The 12832-nt window shown below is 70.8% G+C and carries 6 protein-coding genes; 2 read left to right on the plus strand and 4 right to left on the minus strand.

Annotation, left to right across the window (positions count from 1 at the left end; translation table 11 throughout):
* Positions 1-53: 53 nt before the first annotated feature.
* A complete protein-coding gene (locus tag R2B38_RS14945; protein ID WP_318016674.1) occupies positions 54-4982 on the minus strand; it encodes an NAD-glutamate dehydrogenase in 4929 nt (1642 codons plus the stop codon).
* Positions 4983-5609: 627 nt separating this feature from the next.
* On the opposite strand from R2B38_RS14945, the gene R2B38_RS14950 reads away from it, so the two are divergent.
* On the plus strand, positions 5610-6176 hold the full coding sequence (locus tag R2B38_RS14950) for a DJ-1/PfpI family protein (protein ID WP_318016675.1): 567 nt from the start codon (positions 5610-5612) through the stop codon (positions 6174-6176).
* 205 nt (positions 6177-6381) lie between these two features.
* On the opposite strand, the gene R2B38_RS14955 is transcribed toward R2B38_RS14950, so the two are convergent.
* On the minus strand, positions 6382-7047 hold the full coding sequence (locus R2B38_RS14955) for an HAD family hydrolase (protein ID WP_318016676.1): 666 nt from the start codon (positions 7045-7047) through the stop codon (positions 6382-6384).
* An 89-nt stretch (positions 7048-7136) separates the two neighbouring features.
* Entirely contained in the window at positions 7137-7652 is a 516-nt protein-coding gene (locus tag R2B38_RS14960; protein WP_318016677.1) for a DUF6912 family protein, read from the minus strand.
* A gap of 732 nt (positions 7653-8384) precedes the next feature.
* Between R2B38_RS14960 and R2B38_RS51305 the strand changes: the two genes are divergently transcribed.
* Positions 8385-8789, plus strand: coding sequence for an Rv3235 family protein (locus tag R2B38_RS51305; RefSeq protein WP_411978454.1), 405 nt, complete (start codon positions 8385-8387; stop codon positions 8787-8789).
* Between the two features lie 1028 nt (positions 8790-9817).
* On the opposite strand, the gene secA is transcribed toward R2B38_RS51305, so the two are convergent.
* The gene (gene secA / locus R2B38_RS14970; protein ID WP_318016679.1) at positions 9818-12631 is read right to left on the minus strand and encodes a preprotein translocase subunit SecA; all 2814 of its coding nucleotides are present in this window, start codon (positions 12629-12631) and stop codon (positions 9818-9820) included.
* Between the last annotated feature and the right edge of the window lie 201 nt (positions 12632-12832).

A 12832-nucleotide genomic window follows, 5' to 3' on the forward strand; every position in this document is an offset into this window, starting at 1 on the left:
GAAAAGGGCGCCCCGGGCCATTGCGGCCCGGGGCGCCCCAGTCGTCGTAGGAACTACGAGTGCGTGCGCAGCAGCGTTCGCATCGTGCGCATCGCCACCGACAGGTTGGCCAGATCGAAGGTCTCCGAGCCCTGGATCTCGTCCAGGGTCGTGCGCGCCCGGCCCAGGATCGCCGTGTTCTTCTCCTGCCAGGCCACGAAGCGCTGCTCGGGGGTCGAGGTGCCGTTGCCCGCCGCGAGGATGTCGGCGGTCAGGGCCGCGTGGGCCGCGTACAGGTCCTCGCGGATGGAGGCGCGGGCCATGGACTGCCAGCGGTCCGCGCGGGGCAACTCGATGATGCGGTCCATGAGTTGGGTGATGTGGAGGCGGTCGGCGAGGTCGTAGTAGACCTCGGCGACGTCCATCGGGTCCTTGCCCGTGCGGTCGGCCACCGAGACGATGTCGAGCGCCGGGAAGGCGGAGGAGAAGCCGGCCACGCGCGTGGCGAGTTCGGCCGGGACACCGGCGCCGGTCAGCTCGTCGTAGATCTCCTGGTACCAGTCCAGGTCCGCGCCGCGCAGCAGCTTGGGGAGCTGGGACCAGACCTGCTCGACGCGCTCGCCGAAGAACTCGACGGTCTCGGCGAGCTGGAGCGGCTGCGGCCGGTTGTTGAGCAGCCAGCGGGTGCCGCGCTCGCACAGGCGGCGCGAGTGCAGGCGGATACGGGTCTGGACGGGCGCCTCGACGGTGTTGTCGAGGGCCTCGACGCCGTCCCACACCTCGGCGGCGTCGAAGATCGCGCGGGCCGCGGTCTGCGCCCGGACGATCTCCTCCAGGGAGGCCCCGGTCTCCTCCCGGAGGCGGTGCAGGAAACTCGTGCCGCCGGTGTTGACCGTGTCGTTGACGAGGACCGTGGTGACGATCTCGCGGTGCAGCGCGTGGGTGTCGATCTGCTCGGCGAACTTCTCGCGCAGCGCGCTCGGGAAGTAGGCGTGCAGCAGGGTGCGCAGGTACGGGTCGTCGGGGAGCGTGGTGTGCAGCAGCTCGTCCGAGACCGTGATCTTCGTGTAGGCGAGGAGGACGGCCGTCTCGGGGCCGGTCAACCCCTGTCCCTGGGCGAGGCGTTCGCGGATCTGGCGGTCGGTGGGCAGGAACTCCAGGGCCCGGTCGAGGTGGCCCTCGCGGACCAGGGTGCGCAGGAAGCGCTGCTGGGCGTGGAGCATGTCCTTGGACTGGGCGAGCGCGTTGGCGATCGCGGTGTTCTGCGCGTAGTTGTTGCGCAGGACGAGCGCGCCGACCTCGTCGGTCATCTCGGCGAGGATCTTGTTGCGCTGCTTGACGGTCATGTCACCTTCGGTGACCAGGCCGTTGAGCAGGATCTTGATGTTCACCTCGTGGTCGGAGGTGTCCACGCCCGCGCTGTTGTCGATCGCGTCCGTGTTGATCTTGCCGCCCTGCTGGGCGAACTCGATCCGGCCGAGCTGGGTCAGGCCCAGGTTGCCGCCCTCGCCGACGACCTTGACGCGCAGGTCGGCGCCGTCGACGCGGATCGCGTCGTTGGCCTTGTCGCCGACGTCCGCGTGGGACTCGGTGCCGGCCTTGACGTACGTGCCGATGCCGCCGTTCCACAGGAGGTCGACCCGCGACTTGAGGATCGCCTTCATGAGGTCGGCCGGCGTCATCTTGGCGACCTTGTCCTCGATGCCGAGGGCCTCGCGGACGTGCGCGTTGACGGGGATCGCCTTGGCCGTACGGGGGAAGACGCCGCCGCCGGCCGACAGCAGGTCGGTGTTGTAGTCGGCCCAACTGGAGCGCGGCAGCTCGAACATGCGGCGGCGCTCGGCGTACGAGACGGCCGCGTCCGGGGTCGGGTCCAGGAAGATGTGCCGGTGGTCGAAGGCGGCGACCAGGCGGATGTGCTCGCTCAGGAGCATGCCGTTGCCGAACACGTCACCGGACATGTCGCCGACGCCGACGACCGTGAAGTCCTCGCTCTGGGTGTCGACGCCCAGCTCCCGGAAGTGCCGCTTGACGGACTCCCAGGCACCGCGCGCGGTGATGCCCATCTTCTTGTGGTCGTAGCCCGCCGAGCCGCCGGAGGCGAAGGCGTCGCCGAGCCAGAAGTTGTAGCTCTCGGCGACTCCGTTGGCGATGTCCGAGAAGGTCGCGGTGCCCTTGTCGGCGGCGACGACCAGGTAGGTGTCGTCCTCGTCGTGCCGGACGACGTCCGCCGGAGGGACGACCTCGCCGGCCACCAGGTTGTCGGTGATGTCGAGCAGGGCCGAGATGAACATCTTGTAGCTGGCGATGCCCTCGGCCAGCCACGCGTCCCGGTCCACGCTCGGGTCGGGCAGCTGCTTGGCGACGAAGCCGCCCTTGGCGCCGACCGGCACGATGACGGTGTTCTTCACCATCTGCGCCTTGACCAGGCCGAGGATCTCCGTACGGAAGTCCTCGCGCCGGTCCGACCAGCGCAGTCCGCCGCGCGCGACCTTGCCGAAGCGCAGGTGCACGCCCTCGACGCGCGGCGAGTACACCCAGATCTCGAACGCCGGGCGCGGCGCGGGGAGGTCCGGGATGGCCTGCGGGTCGAACTTCATCGAGACGTACGCGTGCGCGTGCCCGCCGAGCGCCTCCTGGAAGAAGTTGGTGCGCAGGGTCGCCTTGATGACGGTCAGGAAGGAGCGCAGGATGCGGTCCTCGTCGAGACTCGCCACCTGGTCGAGCGCCGCGTCGACCTCTTCGAGGAGGGCGTCCACGATCTCGCGCCCGGCGCGCTGCCGGTCCGGCGACATCCGCGCCTCGAACAGGGAGACGAGCAGCCGGGTGGTGTGGACGTTGTTGCGGAGGGTGTCCTCCATGTAGTCCTGGCTGAAGGTGGAACCGGCCTGCCGCAAGTACTTGGCGTACGCCCGCAGCACCATCGCCTGGCGCCAGTCGATCCCGGCGCTCAGCACCAGCGCGTTGAAGCCGTCGTTCTCGGCCTGCCCGGTCCAGGTGGCGGCGAACGCCTCCTGGAACCGCTGACGTCCGTCGTCGCCGAGTTGGTCCCCGCCGTTCTGCGACTTGGGCATCCGCAGCCCGAAGTCGTAGATCCACGCCGTCGTACGGTCCGAGCAGCGCAGTTCGTACGGCCGCTCGTCGACCACCTCGACGCCGAGGCGGCTGAGGACCGGCAGCACGGCCGAGAGGGAGACCGGGGCGCCCTTGCGGTAGATCTTGAAGCGGCGCTCGTCGGGGGCGGCGCCCACCGGCTCGTAGAGGCTCAGCTCGAAGGTCTGCTCCTCGGTGAGCTGTTCGAGGTGGACCAGGTCGGCCACGGCGGCGCGCGGGGAGTGGTCCGCCTTGTAGCCCTCGGGGAAGGCGTTGCCGTAGCGGCGCACCAGTTCGGCCGCGCGCTCCTCGCCGCACTCGGCGTTCAGCGCGTCGCCGAAGCCGTCGGCCCAGGAGCGGGCGGCCTCGACCAGGCGGGCCTCGATGCGGTCCTTGTCGGCGTCGGACAGCTCCGGCAGCTCGGTGCCCTGCGGGACGCGGACCACGAAGTGCAGCCGGGAGAGGATCGACTCGGTGTTCCAGGCGGTGAAGTCGACGCTGATGCCGTCGAGCTCTTCTTTAAGGATGTCGATGATCCGCAGGCGTACACCCGTGGTGTAGCGGTCGCGCGGGAGGTAGACGAGCGCCGAGTAGTAGCGGCCGTACTCGTCCTGGCGCAGGTACAGGCGCAGCCGTCGGCGCTCCTGCAGGTAGAGCACGGACGTGACGATGGAGCGGAGTTCGTCGACCGGGGTCTGGAACAGCTCGTCGCGCGGGTACGTCTCCAGGATCTGGAGCAGGTCGCGCCCGTCATGGCTGTTGGGCGAGAAGCCGGCGCCTTCGAGCACCTCGTCGACCGTGCGCCGGATCACGGGAACCCGGCGGACGGACTCGGTGTAGGCGGCGGAGGAGAACAGGCCCAGGAAGCGGCGCTCGCCGACGACCTCGCCGTTCTCGTCGAACTTCTTCACGCCCACGTAGTCGAGGTACGACGGACGGTGCACCGTGGAACGGCTGTTGGCCTTCGTCAGGACGAGGAGCTTGTGCTCGCGGGCCTTGGCCCGGGCGTCGGCCGGGAGCCGCTCGAAGGACGGGCTCACCGGGTGGCTGTCCTCGCCGCCGTGCTGCGGGTCGGAGCGCAGGATGCCGAGGCCGGTGCCGGGGACGGCGGCCAGCGAGTCGTCCTCGCGGAGCTGGTACTCGCGGTAGCCGAGGAAGGTGAAGTGGTCGGCGGCCAGCCAGCGCAGCAGCTGGCGGGCCTCCTCGACCTCGCTGGAGGGCAGGTCGGAGGCGGTCGGCTCGGTGGGCAGCTCGTCGGCCATCCGCAGGGCCGACTCCCGCATCTTCTCCCAGTCCTCGACGGCCTCGCGGACGTCGGACAGGACGCGCAGCAGGTCGGCGGTGATCTGCTTCAGGTCGGCGCGGTCGGTCTCGCGGTCGATCTGGACGTGGATCCAGGACTCGGTGTGCGCGTCGTGCGGCAGCTCTCCGGCGGGCGGGGTGGTGAGCACCTCGACGAGCTTGCCGGTGAGGTCGCGGCGGACGACGATCTGCGGGTGGATGACGACGTGGATGCCGCGGCCCTGGCGGGTCAGCTCGTTGGTCACCGAGTCGACGAGGAAGGGCACGTCGTCGGTGACGACCTCGACGACGGTGTGGCTGCACGTCCAGCCGTTCTCCTCGACCGTCGGGGTGTGGACCCGTACGTTCGCCGTGCCCTGGGGGCGGGTCTCGGCCAGCCGGTAGTGGGAGAAGGCGGCACCGAAGACGTCGACCGGGTCGCGGTCCGCGAGGTCCTCCGGGGCGGTGTGCAGGTAGTAGCGCTGGAGGAACGCGAGCACGGTCTCCTGGTCCGGAGTGCTCTCGTCCGTCGTCCCGGTGGGTAGGTGCCCCCCGACCGGGCTGTTCTCAGCTACCCGAGCAGCCCTCTCGAGCAACTCGGCCTTGGCTTCGTCCAGCTTGGTCTGCATTGTCCTCTGGCTCCTGTCGCGCGCCGTTGCGTGACGTAGAAGGAAGTACGGTCTCTTCCCCTGCGGCTCGACGCCACGGCCCGGGTTCTCCGGTCTGCTCAGACGCTATGCCGCAAGGTGAGATGAGCGGTGGGTTATCAGCCATTTTCGGCACGCCCGACGGGTGTGACGCTGCTCTCTGTCGCGCCGGTACCTGGGGTGTGCACGGCGTCCTGGGAGCCCTGGGAGCTCCGTCCCGCCCGCGCGGGCCTGTCGGACAGGCCCTGGGAGGACCAGCGACCGCCGCCCGGTCACGGATGTATTCCGTGGTCGCCGGGCGCGGAGCAGGGGCGACGATGCCCCCGCGAAATATCGCGCTGATCACGCCACAAGGCTATCTCTCCTCACCGGGGGCTCGTCATGAGCCGGTTGTGTACAAAACAGAGGGTGGAACTTTGACGTTATGCACAGGGGCGCAGCACATGAAATCGTCGTATTCACGGGCAGTCGGGACGGTGACGACGCCGGAGCCGCGAGGGCCCTTGGCAAGAGCCCCGGCGCGCGGCACGTTGCCCATGAGCCCACGGGCGGGTGAGTCCATGACGCCCGGCGAAGACGCATCCCACGGCCACGGAGGAGCGCACCGACATGACAGCGAAGATCCTCATCGTCACCGGCGACGCAGCGGAGTCGCTGGAGGTCCTCTACCCCTACCAGCGCCTGCGCGAGGAGGGCTACGAGGTCCATATCGCCGCCCCCGAGCGCAAGAAGCTCCAGTTCGTCGTCCATGACTTCGAACCCGGCTTCGACACCTACACCGAGAAGCCCGGCTACACCTGGCCCGCCGATCTCGCCTTCTCCGAGGTCGATCCCGGCCGGTACGCGGCCCTCGTCATCCCCGGCGGGCGGGCCCCCGAGTACCTCCGCAACGATCCCGAACTCCGCAAGATCCTCAAGTCCTTCTTCGACACGGACAAGCCCGTGGCCCAGATCTGCCACGGCCCCCTGCTCACCGCCGCGATCGACGGCCTGCGCGGCCGGCGCGTCACGGCGTACCCGGCGCTCGAACTCGACATGCAGTCCGCCGGCGCGACCTTCCAGGATGCCGAGACGGTGGTCGACGGCACGCTGGTCTCCGCCCGCGCGTGGCCGGATCACTCCAGCTGGATGCGGGAGTTCCTGACGGTGCTGCGGGCGAAGGCGCCGGTGACGTGACCTGGGCGGTCGGCGTGACGGGACGGCAGCCGGCCCGGCGGGACGGCAGCCGGCCTCGCGGCACGACGCGCGGCTTCTCCTGAGGCGCCGCGTCTCTGAGGCGCCGCGTCTCCGAGGTACAGGGCTCTTGAGGCGCGGTGCTTCAGAAGGCGCGGTTTTGAGGCGCCGCGCCCCGTCACACCGACCGGCAGGTCACCGGTCACCGTCACGCCGCCAGCCGCTCCGCCTCCGCGACGGCCTCCGCCAGCGAGTCCACCACCGGTACGCCCACGACCTCGAGGCTGGCCCGGCTGTGCGAACCGCCGGTGTAGAGCACAGCCCGCGCGCCCACGTGCAGGGCGGCCACCGCGTCGTCGGCCGCGTCCCCGATCACCACGGTGCGCGCGGGGTCGACGCCGGTCAGCGCCCCGAGGTGCCGCACCATGTGCTCGGCCTTGCTGCCGCCGGAGGGGCCGGTGCGCCCGTCGACCCGTATGAAGTGCGGTTCTATACCGAACTCCCTTACCAGCGGGACGAGTTCGTCATGGCCGTACATGCTGAGGATCGACTGGCTGCGACCCGCGGTCCGCCACCCGGCGAGCAGGTCCGCCGCGCCCTCGGTGAGCCCGCAGACGACGCGGTGCTCGGTGTAGTACCGATGGAAGGTCACGTCCATGACCTCCCACTCGGCGTCCGTGGGCAGCCGCCCCAGCAGCCGCTCGTAGAACTTGGGCACCGGCACGCAGTACAGCGTCCGGTACTCCTCCATCGTGATCGGCGTCAGCCCCAACTCGGCGAACGCCGCGTTCGTCGCCCCGATGATCGCGTCATTGTCGTGGAACAGCGTGCCGTTCCAGTCCCAGACGATGTGCGCGCTTCCTTGCATCCCCATGCCAAAAAAGTACCCGCCGCCACTGACAATCAAGATAATCGCAGGTCAACGGTCATATACCGGCGCGGAACAGGCCCAGTCGGCCAGGCTCAGTCGGCCAGCCCGACGAGGTTCGGGATCTCCTGCGTCGCGTACCAGAGCAGCTCGTGGTCCTCGGCCCCGTCCACGACGAACTGCGCGTCGTCGTCCCCGCGGTCGGCCGCCGGAAGCGCGTCGGCGGCGGCGCTCACGTCGCCCTCCGCGTCCCCGAGATCCACGTGCACGGCGGCCGCCTTGGCCAGGGCCACGGTTCCGCCGACCTGTACCTCGCCGAGCGCCGCCGGGTCGAGTCCGCGGTCGGGGTCGGCGTGCGCGGTGCCGTCTGGTACGTCGACGGCGACCACGACCCGGCGCCGCGGCGCGTCGGGGTGGACCGCCAGCAGCCGCAGCGAGCCGAGCGCGGCCCGGTTCAGCGCCGCGTACTCCAACTCCTCGATGTCGTCGGAGAGGTACCACTCGCGCAGCGCGGGCGTCACGGCGTAGGCGACGAAGGGTCCCGTCCCCAGCTCACCCGTCTTGTACGCCTCGGCGAGACCGGGGAGGGTCAGGGGGACGTAGACGCGCATGGCTGACCGCTTTCGTAGTTCGGTTCGGTGGTTCGGTTCCGTGGTTCGGAGAGTGTCTCGGGAGACGGGTTCCGCGGACGGTGCCGCGCCTCCGGGAGGGCTCCAGGATACGTGCGCGGGTCCCCTATCGAGTCCCCACCCGGACCGTCAGAGGCGTCCACCCCACGCCTCAAATTCACCCGGGACACCCTTGCGCCGACGGGCTTCGAGGCCCCTCAATCACTCGAATAAGTGAACAATCCGGCCCCTCCGACCCGCGCCGCCCCTTCCTTGCGGCCCCCGCCCATGGCCCCGTACAAGATCCCCAACCACGAAGTTACTTCCCGGTACATCCCGGGCCGACCAAACGGGGACCCCATGCACAAGGTCATGACCAGGACCGCCCAGCACACCCCGACCCGCCCTCCGACCCGCCGCGACCCACGCCGCCCCGGCACGGGTGCGCCTCGCGGACAGGGCGGGGGAACGTCCCGTACGGCGCCTGCGGCGGAGAGCGCGACTCCGGCGACGGGCACGGGCACCCCGTCTGCGGCTCCCGGCCAGGGCGCGACCCGCACGGCGCCGGGAGACGGCCGCCCGGCAACTGCTCCGGGACGCGGGCCTCGTACGACAGCTGCGGCGGGACGAGGCGCAGCCTCCGCCACTCCCACGCCGGCCGCGGGCAGGGGCGCAGCCCCTATGGCCCTCACGCCGACGCCGAGCCACCGCACAGCCCCTACGACGCCCACTCCCGTGGCAGGCCGAGCGGAACCCCACTCCGTCCCCGCCCAAGCCGCCCGTAACCGCGTCCCGCAGCCCCGCCCCACCGATCTCTTCGCCGACCGCCTCCTCGCCGTGCTGAGCGGTCAGAAGCCCGTCCACTGGATGCTCCGGCACACCGCAGGCCGCGCCTACGACGACCTGGCCCGCCTCGCGGAACACGGTCCCCTGCGCGCCACCCGCGGCACCCGCCCGGTGGTTCGCGACATCGGCTACTACGTCGCCCGCGAGGGCGCCGTGGAGGCCTTCGCCCGCATCGGCGCCGGTGACCAGGTACGGGCCATGGCCTTCCGCCTGGAACGCGGCGCGGACCTCCGCTGGCGCTGCACGGCAGTGGAACTGGGCGGCCCCCGCGCCCCGCACCAGGACGACGACTGAGGAGGCAGACGGCGGACCGGGGCCTACAGCGGCTGCGGCGGACCAGGGCGGGCTGACGGCGGACCGGACCTACGGCGGCTGCAGCGGGCCAGCGCTGGCGGGCTGGCGGGCTGGCGGGCTGGCGGGCTGGCGGGCTGGCGGGCTGGCGGGCTGGCGGGCTGGCGGGCTGGCGGGCTGGCGGGCTGGCGGGCTGGCGGGCTGGCGGGCTGGCGGGCTGGCGGGCTGGCGGGCTGGCGGGCTGGCGGGCTGGCGGGCTGGCGGGCTGGCGGGCTGGCGGGCTGGCGGGCTGGCGGGCTGGCGGGGGGGGGGGGGGGGGGGGGGGGGGGGGGGGGGGGGGGGGGGGGGGGGGGGGCTGGCGGGCTGGCGGGCTGGCGGGCTGGCGGGCTGGCGGGCTGGCGGGCTGGCGGGCTGGCGGGCTGGCGGGCTGGCGGGCTGGCGGGCTGGCGGGCTGGCGGGCTGGCGGGCTGGCGGGCTGGCGGGCTGGCGGGCTGGCGGGCTGGCGGGCTGGCGGGCTGGCGGGCTGGCGGGCTGGCGGGCTGGCGGGCTGGCGGGCTGGCGGGCTGGCGGGCTGGCGGGCTGGCGGGCTGGCGGGCTGGCGGGCTGGCGGGCTGGCGGGCTGGCGGGCTGGCGGGCTGGCGGGCTGGCGGGCTGGCGGGCTGGCGGGCTGGCGGGCTGGCGGGCTGGCGGGCTGGCGGGCTGGCGGGCTGGCGGGCTGGCGGGCTGGCGGGCTGGCGGGCTGGCGGGCTGGCGGGCTGGCGGGCTGGCGGGCTGGCGGGCAAGGCAACCACACCCCTGCGCCGGGCGCCCCCGCCCGCGCCGGTCGACGCCCCGTGTCGCACCCACCGCGGCCCCCGCGCCGCCCGCAACCCGCACACACTCGCGCAACGCCCGCACGCCAAAGGGCCGGGCACCTTGACGATGCCCGGCCCTTCAAGATCTCCTCGCGGGAAGCGGCGGCCCCGGCAAGCTCAACCCCTCACTCAAGGGGCCGCCCGCCACGGCTCACCGCTCAACCCGCGGAGCGACCGTCACTTCTTGCGGCGGCTACCCCGGCGACCCTGCTTGCGGCGCTCCGCGCGCGTGAGGCCGTCCGCCTCGGAGCGCACGGGCTCGTCGTCGCTGGTGAAGTCGCCCTCGACGATGCCGCCCTCGCCGTCCACGGTCGGCGCGGAGAAGTGCAGCCGGTCCGGCCGCTGCGGGGCGTCGAGCCCCTTGGCGCGGATCTCGGGACGGGAGCCCGCCTGCGCGGGCACCGTGTCCTCCTTGTCGAGGGAGGGCTTGTCGTCCTCCACGAGGACTTCCTCGACCTGCTGCTCGACCTGGACCTCCAGGTTGAACAGGTAGCCGACGGACTCCTCCTTGATGCCGTCCATCATGGCGGTGAACATGTCGAAGCCCTCGCGCTGATACTCGACCAGCGGGTCCTTCTGGGCCATCGCGCGCAGCCCGATGCCCTCCTGGAGATAGTCCATCTCGTAGAGGTGCTCACGCCACTTGCGGTCCAGGACCGACAGCACGACCCGCCGCTCCAGCTCACGCATGATCTCGGAGCCGAGCTGCTCCTCACGGCCCGAGTACTGCTCGTGGATGTCGTCCTTGATGGACTCGGAGATGAACTCGGCGGTCAGACCGGCCCGGTCCCCGGCCGCCTCCTCCAGCTCCTCGACGGTGACCTTCACCGGGTAGAGCTGCTTGAAGGCACCCCACAGACGGTCGAGGTCCCAGTCCTCCGGGAAGCCCTCGGCGGTCTCCGCGGTGATGTACGCGTCGATCGTGTCGTCCATGAAATGGACGACCTGGTCCTGCAGGTCCTCGCCCTCCAGGACGCGGCGGCGCTCGCCGTAGATGACCTCGCGCTGGCGGTTGAGGACCTCGTCGTACTTGAGGACGTTCTTGCGGGTCTCGAAGTTCTGCTGCTCGACCTGCGACTGGGCGGACGCGATCGCGCGCGTGACCATCTTGTTCTCGATCGGCACGTCGTCCGGGACGTTCGCCATCGACATCACGCGCTCGACCATCTGGGCCTTGAACAGCCGCATCAGGTCGTCGCCGAGGGACAGGTAGAAGCGGGACTCGCCCGGGTCGCCCTGTCGGCCGGAACGACCACGCAGCTGGTTGTCGATACGGCGCGACTCGTGCCGCTCGGTGCCCAGCACGTAGAGACCGCCGAGGTCCTTGACCTCCTCGAACTCGTCCTTGACCGCCTGCTCGGCGTTCTCCAGAGCACCGGGCAGGGCCTGGGCCCACTCCTCGATGTGCTCCTCGGGGTCGAGGCCGCGCTGGCGCAGCTCCGCCTCGGCGAGGTCGTCGGGGTTGCCGCCGAGCTTGATGTCCGTACCGCGGCCGGCCATGTTGGTCGCGACGGTCACGGCGCCCTTGCGGCCGGCCTGGGCGATGATCGGCGCCTCACGGTCGTGCTGCTTGGCGTTCAGCACCTCGTGCTGGATGCCGCGCTTGGCGAGCTGCTGCGAGAGGTACTCGGACTTCTCGACCGACGTCGTACCGACGAGGATCGGCTGGCCCTTCTCGTGCTTCTCGGCGATGTCGTCGACGACCGCCTCGAACTTCGCGACCTCGGTGCGGTAGATCAGGTCGGACTGGTCCTTGCGGACCATCGGCCGGTTGGTCGGGATCGGGACGACGCCGAGCTTGTAGATCTGGTGGAACTCGGCGGCCTCGGTCATCGCCGTACCGGTCATGCCGGAGAGCTTGCCGTAGAGGCGGAAGAAGTTCTGCAGGGTGATCGTGGCGAGGGTCTGGTTCTCGTCCTTGATGTCCACCCCTTCCTTCGCCTCGATCGCCTGGTGCATGCCCTCGTTGTAGCGGCGGCCGGCGAGGATACGGCCGGTGTGCTCGTCGACGATCATGACCTCGCCGTCGATGACGACGTAGTCCTTGTCCTTCTTGAAGAGCTCCTTCGCCTTGATGGCGTTGTTCAGGTAGCCCACCAGAGGGGTGTTGACCGACTCGTAGAGGTTGTCGATGCCCAGCCAGTCCTCGACCTTGGTGACACCGCCCTCGTGGATGGCGACCGTGCGCTTCTTCTCGTCGACGTCGTAGTCGCCCGTCTCCTCCAGGCCCTTGAGCGGGTTGCCCGCCTCGCCCTTCTTCAGGCGGGTGACGAGCTTGGCGAAGTCGCCGTACCACTTGGTGGCCTGGTCGGCCGGGCCGGAGATGATCAGCGGCGTACGGGCCTCGTCGATGAGGATCGAGTCGACCTCGTCGACGATCGCGAAGTTGTGGCCGCGCTGTACCAGTTCGTCCTGCGACCACGCCATGTTGTCGCGCAGGTAGTCGAAGCCGAACTCGTTGTTCGTGCCGTACGTGATGTCGCACGCGTACTGCTCGCGGCGCTGGGCCGGGGTCATGTTGGCCAGGATGCAGCCGACCTCGAGGCCCAGGAACTTGTGGACGCGCCCCATCATCTCGGAGTCGCGCTCGGCCAGGTAGTCGTTCACCGTGATGAGGTGGACGCCGTCCCCGGAGAGGGCGTTCAGATACGCGGGCAGGGTGCCGACCAGGGTCTTGCCCTCGCCGGTCTTCATCTCGGCGACGTAGCCGAGGTGGAGGGCCGCGCCGCCCATCATCTGCACGTCGTAGTGACGCTGGCCGAGGACGCGCTTGGCGGCCTCGCGCACGGTGGCGAACGCCTCGGGGAGCAGGTCGTCCAGGGTCTCACCATCGGCGTAGCGCTGCTTGTACTCCTCGGTGAGGGCCTTCAGCTCGGCGTCGGAGAGGTCGACGAAGTCCTCTTCGATGGAGTTGACCTGGTCCGCGATGCGGTGCAGCTTGCGCAGGATCTTGCCTTCGCCTGCACGCATGATCTTCGAGAGGACGGACACGGGGGTTGGTCTCCTTGCCGGTCGGGCCTGGGACGGTCGGTTTCCAATGACATGACTGAGCAACGGCCATCGTATGCGAGGACCCCGCCACGCCGGGAGCCTGCCGGGGACGCCGACCGTCCACTCCTTCAAATCTGCTTCAAAGGGGACAACGGCCGGGGGTCGCCGATGGTGCCGCGTCCCTCCGAGGAATTGCGCGAA

It is taken from the genome of Streptomyces sp. N50 (assembly GCF_033335955.1).
Classification (GTDB): domain Bacteria; phylum Actinomycetota; class Actinomycetes; order Streptomycetales; family Streptomycetaceae; genus Streptomyces.